General features: G+C 64.1%; 13 protein-coding genes. 5 read left to right on the top strand and 8 right to left on the bottom strand.

Annotated elements, in window-relative coordinates; genetic code table 11:
• Positions 1–81: 81 nt before the first annotated feature.
• Positions 82–1,137, bottom strand: a complete 1,056-nt coding sequence (locus QO014_RS08725; RefSeq protein ID WP_266348295.1) for a LacI family DNA-binding transcriptional regulator — start codon at positions 1,135–1,137, stop codon at positions 82–84.
• Between the two features lie 279 nt (positions 1,138–1,416).
• Here QO014_RS08725 and QO014_RS08720 point away from each other — a divergent pair, with 279 nt between their 5' ends.
• From QO014_RS08720 to QO014_RS08700, 5 genes are all read left to right on the top strand, one after another.
• Complete coding sequence (locus tag QO014_RS08720; RefSeq protein WP_442358273.1) at positions 1,417–3,762, top strand: family 78 glycoside hydrolase catalytic domain; 2,346 nt, start codon at positions 1,417–1,419, stop codon at positions 3,760–3,762.
• Positions 3,763–3,967: 205 nt separating this feature from the next.
• Positions 3,968–5,266, top strand: coding sequence for an ABC transporter substrate-binding protein (locus QO014_RS08715; protein WP_266348293.1), 1,299 nt, complete (start codon positions 3,968–3,970; stop codon positions 5,264–5,266).
• A gap of 76 nt (positions 5,267–5,342) precedes the next feature.
• Complete coding sequence (locus tag QO014_RS08710; protein WP_266348292.1) at positions 5,343–6,254, top strand: carbohydrate ABC transporter permease; 912 nt, start codon at positions 5,343–5,345, stop codon at positions 6,252–6,254.
• Positions 6,251–7,078, top strand: a complete 828-nt coding sequence (locus QO014_RS08705; RefSeq protein ID WP_266348291.1) for a carbohydrate ABC transporter permease — start codon at positions 6,251–6,253, stop codon at positions 7,076–7,078. The genes QO014_RS08710 and QO014_RS08705 overlap by 4 nt, the downstream gene beginning before the upstream one ends.
• Before the next feature lie 250 nt (positions 7,079–7,328).
• The gene (locus QO014_RS08700) at positions 7,329–8,312 is read left to right on the top strand and encodes a formylglycine-generating enzyme family protein (protein WP_266348290.1); all 984 of its coding nucleotides are present in this window, start codon (positions 7,329–7,331) and stop codon (positions 8,310–8,312) included.
• Between the two features lie 45 nt (positions 8,313–8,357).
• On the opposite strand, the gene QO014_RS08695 is transcribed toward QO014_RS08700, so the two are convergent.
• The 7 genes from QO014_RS08695 to QO014_RS08665 all read right to left on the bottom strand — a co-directional run bounded on the left by QO014_RS08695 (position 8,358) and on the right by QO014_RS08665 (position 18,523).
• Positions 8,358–10,022, bottom strand: coding sequence for a GH32 C-terminal domain-containing protein (locus tag QO014_RS08695; RefSeq protein WP_266348289.1), 1,665 nt, complete (start codon positions 10,020–10,022; stop codon positions 8,358–8,360).
• Positions 10,023–10,043: 21 nt separating this feature from the next.
• Positions 10,044–10,931: a carbohydrate ABC transporter permease gene (locus QO014_RS08690; RefSeq protein ID WP_266348288.1), complete on the bottom strand. Its 888-nt coding sequence runs from the start codon at positions 10,929–10,931 to the stop codon at positions 10,044–10,046.
• Complete coding sequence (locus QO014_RS08685; protein WP_266348287.1) at positions 10,928–11,863, bottom strand: carbohydrate ABC transporter permease; 936 nt, start codon at positions 11,861–11,863, stop codon at positions 10,928–10,930. The genes QO014_RS08690 and QO014_RS08685 overlap by 4 nt, the downstream gene beginning before the upstream one ends.
• A 75-nt stretch (positions 11,864–11,938) precedes the next feature.
• Entirely contained in the window at positions 11,939–13,237 is a 1,299-nt protein-coding gene (locus QO014_RS08680; protein WP_266348611.1) for an ABC transporter substrate-binding protein, read from the bottom strand.
• Between the two features lie 47 nt (positions 13,238–13,284).
• Positions 13,285–14,301, bottom strand: coding sequence for a LacI family DNA-binding transcriptional regulator (locus QO014_RS08675; RefSeq protein ID WP_266348286.1), 1,017 nt, complete (start codon positions 14,299–14,301; stop codon positions 13,285–13,287).
• Between the two features lie 59 nt (positions 14,302–14,360).
• The gene (locus QO014_RS08670; RefSeq protein WP_266348285.1) at positions 14,361–17,558 is read right to left on the bottom strand and encodes an efflux RND transporter permease subunit; all 3,198 of its coding nucleotides are present in this window, start codon (positions 17,556–17,558) and stop codon (positions 14,361–14,363) included.
• Positions 17,555–18,523, bottom strand: coding sequence for an efflux RND transporter periplasmic adaptor subunit (locus tag QO014_RS08665; RefSeq protein WP_266348284.1), 969 nt, complete (start codon positions 18,521–18,523; stop codon positions 17,555–17,557). Before QO014_RS08665 ends, QO014_RS08670 begins: the two co-directional genes overlap by 4 nt.
• Positions 18,524–18,551 lie beyond the last annotated feature (28 nt).

Raw genomic sequence — 18,551 nt, 5'->3', positions numbered from 1 at the left:
AGCCACTTCCGCGCGCCCCTTTCTAGAGCGACGGGACGATTCCGAACAGTCCTCGCTTGCCGTGACTGTCGGGCCTTGCGGTCATGCCGCGGCCGGCCCCGGCACGCTGGTGGCGACCTTGAGCGAGCTCGATCGCGCGACGAGCCGGGGCGTGAGCACCAGATGCTCAGCCTTCTCGCGGCCCTTGATCCGCTCGATCAGCAACCGCGCCGCCTGCAGGCCCAGCAATTGGCCCGACTGGTCGACGCTCGTCAGCGAGTTCTGCGCCATGTCGCAGTAGCGCGTATTGTCATAGCCGACGATGGCGACGTCGCCGGGCACCGACAGGCCAAGTTCGGTCGCCACGCTCAGCACCTCGAGCGCGATGAAATCGGTCCAGCAGAAGATCGCCTCCGGCCTCTGCCGTGACTGCAGGAGGTGGCGCGCCAATGTCCTGGCTTCGCGCGCGGTCTGGTCGGCACGGACGATCTGCGTGTAGCGCGCCAGTCCGCATTCCGCCATGGCGGTCGTGTAGCCGATCTCGCGTTGTGTCGTGATCAGCACGTCGTCCAGCGCCGGCATTTGCAGGCTCAGGAACACGATGTTGCGATGCCCGACGCCGGCCAGATGCTTGACGACGAGGTTGGCGCCCAGCACGTCATTGTCGTTGACCGTGTCGAACAGCGTCGCGCCGGGCAGATGATGGCCGATCAGGACCGAAGGGATCCGCGTCGCAACCGTATCGAGGTCGGCCGCCTTCATCCGCGGCGCGACGAGGATGAGGCCGTCCATCTGGCGGTCCTGCATCGCGTCGATCAGTTCCAGCTCGATGGACGATGCCGATTGGCTGACGCCGATCAGCGGCTGGTATTCCGTGCGCTCCAGCGCGGCATTGATGCCCGCCATGATGTCGGAGAAGAAGGGGTTGCTGATATCGGACAGCAGCACGCCGAGCGTATAGGTCTGTCCGCGCATGCCGCGCGCGGCCGCCAGTGGCCGGTAGCCCAGTTTCGCCATCGAGGCCTGGACCTTGGCGCGCAGCGCGTCGCTGACGCCATAGGCGCTGCGCAGGACCTTCGACACCGCCGCGACGGACACGCCGGCATCTTCCGCCACGGTCCGGATGGTGACGCGCTCGGTCTTCTTCTTCGTGGCCATCTCGTCCCAGCTGACATTCGCATTGTGTGAATGCCAGCTTTATCAGGCGGCCGTGCGGCGCGAAACGGCGACGAAACGCGAGCCTCTGGCTGTTTCCCGTGCGATCCAGCTGCGCATCCGCGATAGTTCATGCCCTCTTGACGTCATTCGTCGATAATGTAGAACGGTATACGTTGAACGGTTTACAGTACGGCGGATGAGGGCCGGGCGCTGGAGACAACCGTTGCAGAGGCCGGATCAACGGTCCGGGAAGAGGGAGAGACGACGATGTTTCACGCCATGCCGACGCATGCGACCAGGGTTTCGGCCGCTGTCGAGCCGATCCGCTGGACCGCCCAGATGGTCCGGCCGCTGACCGATGCCGGTGTCGGCTCGCAGGCTTCGTTTCTCCGCAAGACGTTCAATCTGGCCAGCGTCGGCGGCAGCGAACGGCTCCATATCAGCGCGCTCGGCCTCTACCGCGCCTTCATCAATGGCGAGCGTGTCGGCAATGATCTGCTGACGCCGGGCTGGACCTGCTACGACCAGCGCCTCTCCTACCAGACCTATGAGGTGGCGCCCTATCTGAAGGCCGGCGAGAATGTCATCGACATCTGGCTCGCCGATGGCTGGTACCGTTCGCAGATGATGTGGGCGAAGAACGCGATCTACAACACCTGGGGCGACAAGATTGCCGCCATCGCCGAGCTGCGCTCGGGGCCCGGCGCGGCCGAGACGCTGCTCAGGACCGATATCAGCTGGCAGAGCGGCCTGTTGCCGATCCTGAAATCCGGCATCTATTTCGGCGAGATCTATGATGCTCGCCTCGATGATCTGCAGACCCGGTCGGGCAGCGAGGTCGTGCCGTTCGATCATTCCGTGCTTCTGCCGCACGAGACGACGCCGGTACGCGAGCTCGAACCGCTCTCTGTGCAGTCGTCCTGGAAGGACAGCCAGGAGCGGACCGTCTATGATTTCGGCCAGAACAGCGGCGGTTATGTCGCCTTCTCCGTTCGTGGCGAAGAGGGCACGCGCGTGGTTGTCGAGCACGCCGAAATCCTCGATCAGGATGGCAAGTTCGACAACACCAATTACCGCACGGCGGCGGCGACGATCGAATATGTGCTGAAGGGAGAGGGCGAGGAGAGCTTCCGCCCCCATTTCACCTTCCAGGGCTTCCGCTATGCACGGGTGACGATTGCGGGCCATGGCGAGATCACGTCGATCGCCTCGATCCCGATCAGCTCGGCGCAGATCCCGACCGGTACCTTCACCTCGGGGCATCCGCTGGTGAACCGGCTGGTGCAAAACACGATCTGGTCGCAGCGGGCCAATTTCATCGAGGTGCCCACCGATTGCCCGCAGCGCGACGAGCGGCTCGGCTGGACCGGCGATGCGCAGGTCTTCGCGCCGACCGCCTGCTATCTCCACGAAAGCCACAGCTTCCTGGCCAAATGGTTGCGCGACGTGATGGCTGATCAGCGCGAAGATGGCGCCATCGCCCATGTCGTGCCCGATCCCACGCGCCTGCATCCGCAGAACTTCCCGGGCTTCTTCGGCTCGACCGGCTGGGGCGACGCGATCTGCACCATTCCGTGGACGCTCTACGAGCATTATGGCGATGCGGCCGTGCTCCAGGAGACGCTTCCGGCCATGGTCAAATGGGTCGATTTCGTCTGGTCGATCAGCGATGGCCCGATCGTCATGCCGCCAAGGCAGTGGGGCGCGCGCGGCTTCTCCTTTGGTGACTGGCTGCAGCCCAAGGGGCCGAGCGAAAAGCCATTGCCGACCATCGGCGACGATGCGGCCGCCACCATCTATCTCTACATCTCGTCGGTCGTGACGGCGAAGGCCGCGAGGGTCGTCGGCAATGTCGAAATCGCCGCGCGGATGAACGAACGGGCGGAGATCGTCAAGGCGGCTTTCGCCCGCGAGTTCATCGCGCCGTCGGGGCGGCTGGTCTATGACGACCAGACCTCCTATGCGCTGGCGATCCTGCACGACCTGATCCCGGCTGAACTGCTGCCCGCCGCCAAGGCATATTTCAAGGCGACGATCGCGCGTTCGGAAGGACGGATCGGCACCGGCTTCATCGGTACGCCGGCACTCCTCCCCGCCTTGCTCAAGATCGGCGAGCCCGAGCTTGCGGCGTCGGTCTTCCTGCAGGAGGAAGTCCCGGGCTGGCTTTACCAGATCAAGATGGGCGCCACGACGATCTGGGAGCGCTGGGATGCGCTCGACAAGAAGGGCAAGCCCTTCGATCCGGCGATGAATTCCTACAATCACTATGCCTATGGCGCAGTCTGCCAATGGCTGTTCGAGGCCGTGGCCGGGTTCAGGCCCGATGCGAACGCACCCGGCTTCGAGCATGTGATTTTCGAGCCGACCATCCTGCCGGCACTGGCGCCCGTATCCGCCCATCATGACGCGATCACCGGGCGGATCGCGGCCGGCTGGACGCTGGATGGTGATGTCGCGACCTATACGGTCTCGGTGCCTGACGGCGTATCGGGGACGCTCGTCCTCGCGCCGGGCTATGGCGATATCGTGCTCGACGGGACACCGGTGACTGCCGCTGGCAATGGCGAGCCGACCCGCGCCCCGCTCGCCGCCGGCCAGCACATAGCGACTTTCCGGATTCGCTGATCGGCGGGACGCCGTTTTGCTGCGAGCGGCCGCGCCTGATGGGAGAAGGCGCGGCCACGAGGAGTGCCGAGGAGCGACCGAACGGATTCACATCCGCATCGGGGCATCGGCAGGGTCATTCGACCGGGCACGGGATCGGTGCCTCAGGACCATGGCACTATCGTTTCGGGTCGATCCGCCCGTTTACGACACAGGGAGGAGAACAATGCCAATTCATACCACACGCCGCTTGCTGCTCGGTGCGGTCGCGGGCCTCGCGCTTTCACTGACGGCGATGGGGCCGGTCTTTGCGCAGGACCCGGTCACGCTGAGCTTCCTGATCGACAACGGGGCGCAGACCATTCCCGTGGCGCAGAAGCTCGCCGCCGCCTTCGAGGCGCAAAATCCCGGCATCAAGATCGACGTCGAGTCTCGTCCGGGCGGCACCGAGGGTGACAATCTGATCAAGACGCGTCTTGCGACCGGCGAGATGACCGATATCTTCCTCTACAATTCCGGTTCGCTCTTCCAGGCCATCAATCCGCAGCAGAACCTGGTCGATCTGACCGACGAGCCCTATGAGGCCAATGTCCTCGATTCGTTCAAGAAAGTTGTCTCGTCGGACGGCCGTGTCTATGGCGTGCCGATCCAGACGGCGATGGGCGGCGGTGTGCTCTACAACAAGAAGATCTATGCCGATCTCGGCCTTTCCGTGCCCAAGACCTGGGCCGAGTTCATGGCTAACAACGCGAAGATCAAGGCTGCCGGCAAGACGGCCGTGATCCAGACTTTCAAGGACACCTGGACCTCACAGCTGTTCGTACTGGGCGATTTCTATAACGTTCAGGCAGCCGAGCCCGATTTTGCCGAGAAGTACACGGCCAATCAGGCGAAATTCGCCACGAGCCCTGCTGCGGTCAAGGGCTTCCAGCATCAGGAAGACGTCCTCAAGGGCGGCTACCTGAACGCTGACTATGGCGCGGCGACCTACGAGGACGGCCTGCGCATGCTGTCGGCCGGCGAGGGCGCGCACTACCCGATGCTGACTTTCGCCATCGCGGCCTTGCAGCAGAATTATCCCGACAATCTGAAGGATATCGGCTTCTTCGCCTTGCCGGGTGATGACGCCGCGAAGAACGGACTGACGGCATGGATGCCGGCGGGCCTGTTCATCCCGAAGACGTCCGAGCACCAGGAAGAGGCCAAGAAGTTCCTGGCCTTCGTCGCAAGCACCGCGGGTTGCGACATCCAGACCGAAGCCGTCGGCGTGACCGGGCCCTATCTGGTCAAGGGCTGCGCCCTGCCGGCGGATGCGCCGCCTTCCGTGACGGACCTCCTGCCTTACTTCGAGAAGGCCGACGGCAATGCGCCGGCGCTCGAATTCGTCTCTCCGATCAAGGGGCCGGCCCTCGAGCAGATTACGGTCGAAGTGGGCTCGGGTATCCGCCCGCCGGCGGATGGTGCTGCGCTTTATGACGAGGATGTCAGGAAGCAGGCACAGCAGCTCGGTCTGCCGGGCTGGTAGAATCGATCCGGGGACAGTGAATTGGGCTCGGTCCGGTGAAGGCCGGATCGAGCCCGATTGTGGAGGAGATACGAGGATGGCTCTCGCAAGCCCAGCCGCCGTCGCGATTGCGGTTCCTGCCCGAAGGCCGGCCCAGAGATCGCCCTATCCGACCTGGTTCTTCCTGCCGGCCGCCATCATCTATGCCGTCCTGTTCCTCGTGCCGACGCTGGCCTCTCTGTTCTTCAGCCTGACGCGCTGGACCTTGTTCAACTGGACCTTCATCGGGCTCGACAATTTCGTCCAGTTTTTCCGCGAGCCATTCCTCGTCCAGGGCCTGATCAACACGTTGATCTATGCGGCCCTCACCTCCGGCCTCAAGGTCGTCCTCGGACTGCTCCTCGCCGTGTTCCTGACATCGGAGATCATGGCGCGTGACTTCCTGCGATCGGTCATCTTCTTCCCGGTGCTGGTCAGCACCGTCGGCGTCGGCATCACCTTCACGGTGCTGATGCATCCGACCACTGGCGCGATCAACGAGACGCTCGCGCTCTTCGGCATTAAGGGCCCCGGCTGGCTCACCGATCCGCGCCTTGCACTCATCTCGGTCGCGCTCGTCGATGTCTGGAAGGGGCTTGGCCTTGCGACGGTGATCTACATCGCCGGTATCGTGTCGATCCCGCAGGACTTCTACGAAGCGGCCAAGATCGACGGCGCCAATGCCTTCCAGCGCTTCTGGAACGTGACGCTTCCGCTGGCGCGCCCAGCGACCATCACCGTCGTGATCCTCAGCCTGATCGGTGGCTTGCGGTCATTCGACCTGATCTGGTCGATGACGCGCGGTGGTCCCGGCTTCACCTCCGATGTCCTCGCCTCGGTGATCTACAAGCAATATCAGGCCGGTTTCTACGGCCTGTCGACGGCGGGCAATGTCGTCCTCTTCATTCTGGTCGCGATCATCATCGTGCCGGTCTCGATCTTCCTCAACCGGAAGGAGCGCACGCCGTGAGGATCACCAGAAGGCACGGCCTCGGGCTCCTCGCGATCCTGGTCTCGGTCGTCATTTTCATCGTCCCCTTCGTCTTCATCCTGCTGACGGCGCTCAAGGACAAGAAGGAGGCGTCGCTGCGCGCGTTCTCCTGGCCGACGAGCTTCCATTTCTGGGATAATCTGATCCAGGTCATCCAGGCGCGCGACTACATGCTGCTGACCGCGTTCGTGAACAGCGCGATCCTGACCGTGGCGAGTGTCACCCTCCTCGTCGTGCTGGGCGCGATGGTCGGGTTCGTGCTGCAGCGCAGGCCGTCGGCCTGGACGCCGATCGCGAACTTTCTCATTCTCGCCGGCCTGATCATTCCGCCTGCCGTCGTGCCGACGATCTGGGTTCTGCAGGGCGTCGGCCTCTTCAAGACCCTGCATGGCATGATCCTGATCGAGGTCGCCTACGGCCTGTCGTTCACGGTGCTCCTCTTCCGTGCCTTCGTGGCGACGATTCCGCGCGAACTGGACGAGGCTGCCACAATCGACGGCGCCGGGCCGCTCAAGCTTTTCTTCCTGATCATCCTGCCGCTGCTGAAGCCCGTGGTCGTCACCGTGATCGTGGTCCAGTCGGTCGCGATCTTCAACGATTTCACCAATCCGCTCTATTATTTGCCCGGCAAGCAGAACGTAACGGTGCAGCTCACGCTCTATAATTTCCAGAGCATGTTCGACACGTCCTACAATCTCCTCTTCATGAACATATTGCTGATTACGATCCCGCCATTGATCGTCTTCCTGTTCTTCAATCGACAGATCGTGGCCGGCATGACGGCGGGAGCGGTCAAGGGCTGAGACGAATGGAACTCTGAGATCGGCGCGCTCTATGCGCCATCTCCGGCGCCGGGTTGGCGGTTCGCCTCCTCCCTGCTGACCCGGCGCCGTAGAACCTTTGATGCAGCACCTCGATGCTCATCGTGCGCCTTGACGGATTCAAACGGCTGCAATGGCGGGTCGTTGCGCCTTCGCAGGGCGTGCTATTATGGGGTGTCGGGCGATGCGGGCCCGGCTTGCGCTGCCCGAGAGGTCCGCCTTGAGCACCCATATGAAGTCACGGTCCGGTGACGACCGGCCGTCTGTGGCCCCAGCCCCGCCGACCGATCCGATGGTCTGGATCGAGGGCGGAACGTTCCGGATGGGTTCGGACAATCATTATGCCGAGGAAAAGCCCGTTCATCGCGTGACTGTGGACGGCTTCTATATCGATCCGACTCCGGTGACCAACGCGCAGTTCAGGGCATTTGTAGAGGCGACCGGTCATGTCACCGTCGCGGAGAAGGCGCCAGATCCGAAGGACTATCCCGGTGCGCTGCCGCATATGCTGAAAGCCGGCTCGTTGGTCTTCTCGCCCCCCGACCGTCCGGTCGATCTCAGAAACTGGGGTCAATGGTGGGACTTCCGCTTCCGCGCCAACTGGCGCCGGCCCTATGGCCCGGGAAGCTCGATCAGGGGACTCGACGATCACCCCGTTGTCCATGTCGCCTACCCCGATGCGGCTGCTTACGCCGCCTGGGCGGGCAAGTCGCTTGCGACCGAGGCGGAGTGGGAATTCGCCGCGCGGGGTGGTCTCGACGGTGCGGAATATGCCTGGGGTGACGAACTCAATCCGGGCGGGCGGCAGCTCGCCAACACCTGGCAGGGCCAGTTCCCTTCGGAGAACCTCAAGACCGACGGATATGAACGGACCTCACCGGTCAGGGCCTTCCCGCCGAACGGCTATGGCCTCTACGACATGATCGGCAATGTCTGGGAGTGGACCGATGACTGGTGGTCGGCCCATCATGAGGCCGATGCGCCCAAGGCCTGCTGTATCCCGGAGAACCCGCGCGGCGGCTCCGAGACGGCAAGCTATGACCCGACCCAGCCGCGCATCAGGATCCCGCGCAAGGTGCTGAAGGGCGGCTCCCATCTCTGCGCGCCGAACTATTGCCGGCGCTACCGCCCGTCGGCGCGTCATGCCGAGCCGATCGATACGTCGACCAGCCATGTCGGATTTCGTTGCGTCAGGCGGGGAGCCGCCCCGGCCTGATCTGCACGATTCCGCCCCGCGCCCGTCTTCTATGCGGGCGCTGATCTATGCGCGCTGCGGCCGGAGCTGCCAGAGCCGCGCGTGCGCCGGTGGCCGGCCGAGCGTGTCGAGTTCGATCGCGCTCACCGGCTCGTCGCTTTCGATGCGTTTGGTGAGGCACCAGCGGCCATCATCGACATAGATTTCGATCAGTCCGATATCGACGAATATGCGCAGCGTCTCCGGCTTGATGTCTTCGATCGTGTAGCGCGGGACGGGGCGGCTGCCCGGCGGCTTGAAATGAAGCTCGAGCGTCGAGCCGTCATAGCCGAGTTCGATCGCATGGGTTGGATGCCGGAAGGCGAGCTTGAACGGTGTGCCGGGCTCCGCCCATGCAAGCTCGATCTCGCCGAGCCCGTCCTCGAGTGACACGGGCGATGCTGCCTCCGCCAGGTTCTCGCTGGCGAGGACGGTGCGCAGCGTGGCGACGGCGTCGATCGGCGGTGTCGCGAGGCGGCCATTCCTCCAGACCAGACGGCGAGGGAAGGTCATGGCGCTCGGAAAATCACGCTCCTTGAAGACGTCGGTCCAGTTCGCTGCCCAGGCGATGCCATAGGGTCCGTCGGCGCCGACTATGCCCTGGAAGGCGTAACAATCGGTGCCGAAATCCATCTCCTCGCGCTGGATCGGCTCGAAGGTCCTGCCGTCGAATCGGCCGACAATGGCGAGCGTTATGTTGCGGCGGCGGGTGATTTCGTCGCGCGAGCCGAGCAGCCCGAAGATCAGCACATGGAGGCCGGCCCCCTCGCTATCCAGCGCCACCATGCAGGGGCATTCCGCCGGCAGTTTCTGCTGCGAAGGCTCGCGGTGGAGCACACCGACGAATTCCCAATTGCTGGCGCCTTGCGGATCGGCCGTGTCGTAGAGCAGCACGAGCGCTGCCGCATCGTCGCCGCCACCGAGCAGCATCTTCCAGCGACCGTCCGGCCCGCGGAAGACGTAGGGATCGCGAAAATCCTTGCGGTAGCCGGGCAAATCCGGCGCTGCGGTAATGACTGGCGTTGAAGGGCCGACATCGATCCAGTCATCGGAGACCGCTGTCATCTGCCATTCCCAGTTCGGCAGCCGGTCGTCCTCGCGATCAGTGTAGAACACGCGCAGGCGGCCATCCGGCAAGGGCATGGCCGAGCCCGAGAAGACGCCGCCATTCTTGTCGTCGGCGAGGAGCTCGTTCCGTGGCAGGAGGAAGACCGGCTGGTGCACCCAGTCGGTCCCGTTGCGGCTGACCGCATGTCCCCAATGCATCGTGTTCCAGCGCTGGCTGTGCGGATAGTGCTGGTAGAAGAGATGCGTCAGGCCATCTGCCTCGCAGAGGCCGTTCGGGTCGTTCATCCAGCCGAATGGCGTCTTCAGATGAAGCTTGTGCCGTGCTGCACCCGTACGGTTGGCTTCGGTCGTCCAGAGCACACGGATGCCGTTCTCTCTCACACGGGCCGGATCGAAGGCATAGGCGAGAGAGACAACGGTCGATGCCTCGTCCCAGCAGAGCGTTGCCTCGCCGCTTGCCGACGTTTCATAAGTCGTGCGGGTGAAGTCGTCCGAGGGTGGGCCGAAGAGATCCGCCTCGGCCGCGCCGGTCAGGCTCACATGAGAGGGCGAGACCTTGTCCACCGGCTTCTGGAAGACGTGCAGCACTTCGCCAGCCGCGAGCGGGAACTTGAGTTCGGTCATGTCGCTATCCGCGTCTGTGCCTCAGCCCTTGACGGCCGAGGAGATGAAGGAGCTCACGAACCATCTCTGGAACGCGAGGTAGAAGATCAGGACCGGCGCCATCATCATGACGGAGGCCGCCATGGCGCTGTTCCAGTAGACGCTGTCATGGCCGAAGAAGCTGGCAATGCCGACGGAGATCGGGCGCGCATTGTCGGTGTTCGTCACCATCAGCGGCCAGAGATACTGGTTCCAGGTCTCGATCCCGAGCAGGATCGCGACGGTCGCGAGCACGGGGCCGCTGATCGGCAGGAACACCGACCAGTAGATCCGGAACGGCGAAGCGCCATCGACGGTTGCGGCGTCATAGACGTCGCGCGGGATCTGGATGAAGAACTGGTAGATCAGGAAGATATAGAGCGGGCTCGCCATCCAGGGCAGGATCTGCGCCGCAAAGGTGTCGGAAAGCCCGGCCTTGTTCACGATCGTCAGCAGGGGCAGCACGATCGATTCCTGCGGCACGATATAGAGCGCGATGAAGGCGGTCAGGATGATCGCGCGTCCCGGCAACCGGCCCCAGGCGAGCACGAAAGCCGCCATGGAGTTGATGAAGATGCCGCCGAGAACGGTGCAGAACAGGATGACGAGCGAGTTCAGCAGATAGCGCCCGAAGGGTAGCGCACCGGAGAAGGTCGCGACGTTGCGGTAGTTGTCGAGCGAGGGGTTCGAGACCCAGAAGGCGCGAAAGCTGCCCATGTCGGCGAGGATCTGGAAGCGATCCGGCTTGAGGCTCGCGACCACCAGCAGGAAGAGTGGCGAGATCACGACGAGCGCGATCACGGTAACGGCGACGAATTTGACAATCGCGCCGACGTCCCAGCCGATCGCGGCGGTCCGGGCGGGAGTCCGGGTTTCGGAGATGGCGCTCATGACCGATCCTTCACGACGAAACGCTGGACGATCGACACCACCAGCACGATGAAGAAGAGCAGGATCGCCACGGCCGAGGCGAGGCCGAGGCGCTGGTCGACGAAGCCCGCGGTGAACATGTAGTGGACCACCGTGTCGGTGGTGCCGCGCGGACCGCCCTGAGTCAGGATGTTGACCTGTGTGAAGAGCTTGAACGCCTGGATCGTCGTGATGATCAGCACGAAGATATGTGTCTGGCGCAGTCCTGGCATGGTGACGTTCCAGAAACGCTGCCAGCGATTGGCGCCATCGAGTTCGGCCGCCTCGTAGAGCGTCTCGGGTATGCCCTGCAGGCCCGCGAGATAGACGATCATCTGGAAGCCATAGGCCTGCCAGGCCGAAAGCAGCACAATTGACGGCATGGCCCAGTTCGGGTCGCCGAGCCAGTCGATCGGCTCTGCCATGCCGAAGGAGAGGAAACCGAGGATCTGGTTGAAGGGGCCGGTCGGATATTGGAACAGCGTTGCCCAGATCACGCAGACCACCACCATCGACGTGATCGCCGGCAGGAAGAACAGGCCTCGGAAGAAGTTCCGGAAAGGCAGCTTCGAATTGAGGAGCAGGGCGATCGCAAGCGCGAAGCCGCACTGCACCGGCAGCACCATGATCGTGAAGCGGGCGACGTTCCAGAGCGCGCGCCAGAAATCATGGTCTGTCAGGATCTGTTGGAAATTGCCGAGACCGACGAAGCGCGGCGGCACCGGCCGCGGGATCAGCCGCTCATTGGTAAGCGCAATCCGGAACGAAGAGAGGAACGGCGCGAGCAGAAAGATCGTCACCAGGATAACGGCCGGCAACAGCATGCCGAGTTCCTGGATCTTGCCGCCCCAGAGCGGCGGTGACCGTCGAGAACGCGGGCGATCTTGTCCCGCAGGCAGGGATTGGGTCGACATGGCACTGAGCTCCAACAGAAGCGGACACTGCCTGCCGCGCGACGGACTGGCCGCGCGGCAGCCTGGGCGTGGCCCTTATTCGACCTTGCCGAACGGCGCGTAGCCGTCATTGTCCTCGATGTCGGCGTCGATCTTCTTCGCCGCCTTGCTCAGTTCTTCCTGCGCATCCGCGCCGTCGAAGATGTTGTTCATGGCGTTCTGGAAGGCGAGCGTGATCGTCGGATAGGCGGGATGCGGCGGACGCGGCACGGCGCTCTTGCTGGCCTGCTCGAAAGCGACCGCCATCGCGCCACCCGGCGCATAGAGCGGCGAGGCCGCAGCGAAGGACTTCAGGCCGGGGAAACCGGCATGTTCCTTATACTGCTCCCGATAGGCGGGGTCCTGCAGCATGAAGCTCAGGAACTTGCCGGCTTCTGCCGGATCAGACGCCGTCTTGGTAACGGCCCAGATCCAGGTACCGTTCGGGCTTGCACCCTTCTCGCCGAATTTCGGCAGTGGCATCACGACCACGTCGTCGCCCATCTGCGCCTTCGCTTCGGCATAGAACCAGTGTCCACCCCAGGCGAGAGCCGCCGGCCTTCCCTCGGCATAGAACTGGTTTCCGCCCGCCGATTGCGGCACGACCCAGCCCTGCTTGACCCAGTTCTGCATCTCGGTCGCGGCGGCCACGCAGGCCGCGCCGTCGAGCGTACCCGTCGCTTTCCAGCTCGTGCGGTCGATCACGTCGCAGCCCATCGAGACCAGCATTGGCTCATAGGCATAGGTGATCCACTCGGTCTTGGTGCCATAAGAACGGAAGAGGTCGATCGGCCATTTCGTGCCGGGCTGAGCGGCGAGCGTCTTCAGGACCGTCTCGAACTCGTCCTTTGTCCAGGCGTCGTCGACCGACTTGGGAATGCGGATATTGAGCGCCTCAAGCTGCTTGCGGCTGCCATAGAGCGCGACGGTGCTGTCGGTCAGGCCGATCGCATAGAGCTGCTTGTCGATCGGATAGGTGCCCTGGCTGATATTCGACGCCGTCATGTCGTCGAGCAGGGGCTTGTCGATGACGCCGCCGATCGGCTGCAGGAAGCCGGACCAGACATAGTTGGCGAGGAACGGTGCATCGAGCTGCATGATATCGGGCAGCGAACCGGCCGAGACAGCCGCGCCGACCTTTTCGTTATAGGCGTCGTGCGGCGTGTTGATCAGCTGCACCGTCGTGCCGGGATTGGCGGCTTCGAAGCGCTTGGCCACATCGGTGATGATGGTGACTTCATAGGGGTCGCCCTGAAACATCACCTTCAGTTCCGCCGCCTGCGCAACCGAAAGCCCCAGAGACGTGACCGACAGCGCCGCGGCGGTGCCGAGCACTGAAAGTAATCGTTTACCCAAGACGGTATTCATAGCATTCTCCTCCCATTGGACCGGTCCGCCGCGTCTCAGACTGAGGCGCGTTCGACAAGACGGAACGGAATTTCCTCGATAGAATTCGCCCGACGGCCCTGACCGGCCAGGATCTCGGCGGCACGACGGCCAATCGCCCGGTGCGGCAGGGCCATCGTCGTTAACGGTGGATCGAGCCGAGCAGCAATCTCGACCTGATTGTCGAAGCTGGCGACCGCGACATCCTCGGGGATGCGGGCGCCGATCCGACGGAGCGTATTGTAGGCTTCGAGCGCGACGCGGTCATTGCCGCAGAGGATCGCATCAGGCCGGACAGGACCCGACAACATCTCCTGGACATGGGCAAAGACAAGGCTGCGTGCGCGATCGGAATAAAGCGGCCCTCGCGTGGCCGGGCGAATCCAGGCCTCATTGGGAGCAAGGCCTCGGGCGGCGTGGGCTGCGCGAAAACCGTCCTCGCGCATCGTGCCGGCCAGCAGGCCCGGCAGGTTGAGGAAGGCGATGCTCTTGCGCCCGCGATCGAACAGATGGTTGACGATCGCTTCTGCGGCTTCGCGCTCCGCCGGAACCAGCGAGGCAATCTCGCCCTCGGAGTCGCGGCAGTTGATCATCAGCTTGACCGCGCCACGCGCAGCCTTGGGGAGATCGACGACCTGATGGTACATCGCGGCATAGGCGATGGCGCGTGGCATGAAGCGCTGGAGCTCGGCGACGCTCGCCTCGACGGTGCTTGGATCACCCACGCTCGTCACCACCACCGACAGGCCCTCGGTACGGACCGAATTGTCGAAAGCGCGCAGGATCTCCGTTGCGAAGGGTTGCGTGATGAGCCCGTCGGCGACGATGCCGATGATCGGCATGACACCCTGGCGCATGCCGCGGGCGACCATGTTGGGCACATAGCCGAGCTCGTCGGCGAGCGCCTTGATGCGGGCGCGCGTGCCCTCCGCCATGCGAATCGAGCCGTCGCCATGCAGGGCGCCCGAGACGGTTTTGGCGGAGACGCCAAGCCGTCTGGCTATGTCCTGCAGGGAGATCTTGGCGTCGGGCATGTGGTTTGGCGTCGCTTGGGTTATCGTTTACTCAGGAATGACCCAAAGCGTTCCCCGAGTCAATCCGGCGATCTCAGGACGACATAGATCGCCGGAATGATGAGGACGGTCAGCAGCGTCGACGAAGCGAGTCCGAAGAGGAGCGAGATGGCGAGGCCCTGGAAGATCGGGTCGGACAGGATCGTCGCCGCGCCGATCATCGCTGCGAGCGCGGTCAGGAGGATCGGCTTGAAGCGGACGGCGCCGGCCTCGATGACCACCTCCTTGAGGCTCATTCCCTCGCGCCTTCCATGGCGGATGAAATCGACGAGCAGGATCGAATTGCGCACGATGATACCGGCCAGCGCGATGAAGCCGATCATGGAGGTCGCCGTGAAGGGGGCATGGAACAGCCAGTGGCCGAGCACGATGCCGATCAGCGTGAGCGGGATCGGGGTCAGGATCACCAGCGGCAGCTTGAACGAGCCGAACTGCGCCACGACCAGAATGTAGATGCCGACGATCGCGATCGCGAAGGCGGCGCCCATGTCGCGGAAGGTCACCCAGGTGATCTCCCACTCGCCGTCCCAGAGCAGGGTCGGACGGGATTCGTCGGTCGGTTGGCCGTGCAGGCTGATGGTCGGCTTCGGCAAATTGCCCCAGTCATGGGCCTCAATCAGCTTGTCGACGGCGAGCATGCCATAGATCGGCGCTTCGAACGCGCCGGCGAGTTCAGCCGTCACCATGTCGGCAAAGCGGCCGTCGCGACGGAAGATCGCCGGCGAGCCAGCCTCCTGTCCGACCCGGACGACCTCGCCGAGCTCGACGATGGAGCGATTTCCCGGAAGCGCATTGGCAGGGACCGGGGTCGAAGCGAGACGCTCGTCCCAGGCCAGGCCGCTCTTCGGCAGGCGGATGACGATCGGCACCGGTTCGTGCCCCTCGCCACGATGGGAGTAGCCGACCGTGGTTCCGTTCAGCAGCGCCGTGAGGCTGTCATAGACGTCGGATTGTTCGACGCCGAAATATTCGAGCGCATCTTGGTCGATCGAGACGCGCAGGCGCGGCTTCGGCATGCCGATTGAATTGTCGACATCGACGATGAACGGGACCTGGCGAAAGATCGTCTCGACTTCGGCGGCGACCGCGCGGCGCGTTGCGGCATCCGGGCCGTAGATCTCGGCAAGCAGCGTCGAGAGCACGGGCGGTCCGGGCGGCACCTCCACGACCTTGACGCTGGTGCCGGAAGGCAGTTCAAGCCCCGCCAGACGCTGGCGCAGCTCGAGCGCGATCGCGTGGCTGGAACGGTCGCGGTCACCCTTGGGCGTCAGTTCGAGCGACAATTCGCCGAGCTCCGGCGAGGTGCGGAGATAAGAGTGGCGAACGAGGCCGTTGAAATTGAACGGCGCCGGCGTGCCCGCATAGGCCTGCATCGAGACGAGCTCGGGCAGCGGCCCGATCTGCTTCGCCGCCGCCAACAGGACCCGCTCCGTATCCTCGAGGCTCGCCCCCTCGGGCAGGTCCACCATGACCGAGAGTTCGGACTTGTTGTCGAACGGCAGCAGCTTCACGGTGACATGTTGCGTATAGAAGAGCGTGCACACAGCGAGGGTCGCGATGCCGACAAGAGCGATGAAGCTCCAGGCGCGTCGCTTGGTCTTCAACAGTGGCGTCGCAATGGCACGGTAGAGCCGGCCAAGCGCGCCGCCATCATGGTGCGCGGCATGGGCGCCAGTGGCAGCTTCCTTTGGTGCGAGCTTCAGCATCGCCCATGGCGCGATCGTCATGGCGACAAAGAAGGAGAACAGCATTGCCGCCGAGGCATTGGCGGGGATCGGCGCCATGTAGGGGCCCATCAGGCCCGAGACGAAAAGCATGGGCAGGAGCGCGGCGACGACGGTGAGTGTCGCGACCACGGTCGGGTTGCCGACCTCGGCCACGGCTTCGATCGCCGCCTGCAGGCGCGAACGGCCATCGGCCATGCCCCAATGGCGAGCGATATTCTCGACGACCACGATGGCGTCGTCGACGAGAATGCCGATCGAGAAGATCAACGCGAACAGGCTGACACGATTGATGGTGTAGCCCATCAGGTTGGCGGCGAAGAGGGTGAGCAGGATCGTCGTGGGGATGACGATCAGCGTCACCAGCGCCTCGCGCCAGCCGATTGCGAAGGCGATCAGGACGACGATCGAGATCGTGGCGAGGCCGAGATGGAAGAGAAGCTCGTTCGCCTTCTCATTGGCCGACTCGCCGTAATTGCGGGTGACGCGCAACTCGATATCGCCGGGGATCAGCGTGCCCTTCAGTGCCTCGACCCGTGCAACGACGTCGCTCGCCACGACGACCGCATTGGCGCCCGCACGTTTGCCGATGGCGAGGCTGATCGCAGGGACGCGCTCCAGATTGCCGTCCTTTGCCGTCGTGATGTCCCAGATCCGCTGTTCCGCCTGGCTCGATCCGGCCGTGATGGTGGCGACGTCGCGGACGTAGACCGGCCGGCCGTCACGCGTCGTCAGCAGGAGCAGGCCGATATCGGGGACGCCGGAGAGCGTCTGTCCGGCGGCCACCTCCTTGGTTTGGCCATCCTGGCGCACGGTCCCCGCGACGAAGGCGCGATTGGCTCCCTGGACCTTGGCAACCAGCTGCTGCAGCGTCACGCCATAGAGGGCGAGCTTCTCCGGATCCGGCTCGACGCGAATTTCCGGTCGATCGCCGCCCTGGATATAGGTGAGCCCGACATTGTCGACCTTCATCACTTCGGCGCGGAGCTGGTCCGCGAGAAGGAACAGGTCCTTGTCCTGCCAGCGCGCGGCTGCGTCGGGCTTCGGTGAGAGCGTCAAGGCGACGATGGCGACATCGTCTATGCCCCGCCCGACGATCTGGGGTTCCGGAATGCCGACGGGCAGGCGGTCGAGATTGGCGCGGATCTTCTCGTGGACACGCAGGATGGCGGCGTCGGACGAGGTCCCGACGAGGAAACGCGCCGTCACCATGACGTGGTCGTCCTGCGTCTGGCTGTAGACGTGCTCGACGCCGTTGATGCCCTTGACGATGGCTTCGAGCGGCTTGGTGACGAGCTCGACCGCGTCGGGCGCCTTGAGGCCATTGGCCTCGACGATGATGTCGACCATCGGCACGCTGATCTGCGGTTCCTCCTCGCGCGGGATGACCATCAGCGCGACGAGGCCCATGGCGAGCGCGGCCAGCAGCAGGAGTGGCGTCAGCGGCGAGCGGATCGTCGCCTGCGTCAGATGACCCGAGAGACCCAGCTTCATGGTTTCACCAGAACGTCGCCGGTATGCAGGCCGGACAGGATTTCCAGGCCGTTCGGAACACCCTCTGCCGTCGCCGTTGCACCGCGCTGCACCGGCACCTCGATCGTCGTGCCGTCCGTCTGCTGCAGTTGCACCGTGTCGACGCCAAAGCGCGTGGTCACATAATCGGCCGGGATGACGATGGCTGGCCTGACGCCGGCCGAGACCCAGACACGGACTCTTTCGCCGACGAAATAGTCGCCAAGGCCGGTCACGGCGGCGTCGGCGCGCACCCGCCCATCCTCGATCTGGGGATAGACGAGTTCGATCGTGCCACGGGCATCCGCGTCAACGCCGATCTGCGCGCCATCCATGCGGATCGGGTCGCCCGCCTTCAGGAAGCGCGCATGGCGTTCGGGAACTTCGAGGCGCAGGACGAAATTCTGCTCGGCGATCGTCGCCACCGTCTCGCCCGCGAGCATCACGGCACCCTCGGTGACCGGAACGCTCAGGACGCGGCCGGCGGTGGGGGCGAGGACATTGCCTTCGCTGGCCTGCTGCACAGTGACGGCGCGTGCGGCAGTCCGAGCCTTCAAATTGTTGTCGGCGATCGACAGCGCCGTCTTGGCATTGTCGAGCTGCGCCTGCGTGCTGACGCCGCGCTGCACGAGATTATCGACGCGGGCGAGATCCGTGCGGGCCTGGTCGAGGCTCGCCTGCAGTGCTGCGATCTCAGAGTCGGCAGCCTTCAATTGAAGTGCCAGCTTGTCGTCGACAATGGTCGCAATGACCGCGCCGGTCTCGACGCGGTCTCCCTCGCGCACACTGATCGCTGCGACGGTACCACCGATCCGGGTGCGGGCGGTTACCGTGCGCACGCTTTCAACCGTTGCATAAACCGCCTTCTCATCGGCCATCTCGTGGGCCGATACTGTGAGGCTCTCGGCGGCGTTGGCCGCTCCGGCGGTCGTCGCCAGAATGATCATGGCTCTCGATAGGTGACGGTACATGATC

This window comes from Kaistia dalseonensis (assembly GCF_030814715.1).
GTDB classification, from domain to species: domain Bacteria; phylum Pseudomonadota; class Alphaproteobacteria; order Rhizobiales; family Kaistiaceae; genus Kaistia; species Kaistia dalseonensis.
This window is presented reverse-complemented; position numbering and strand designations above follow the sequence as displayed.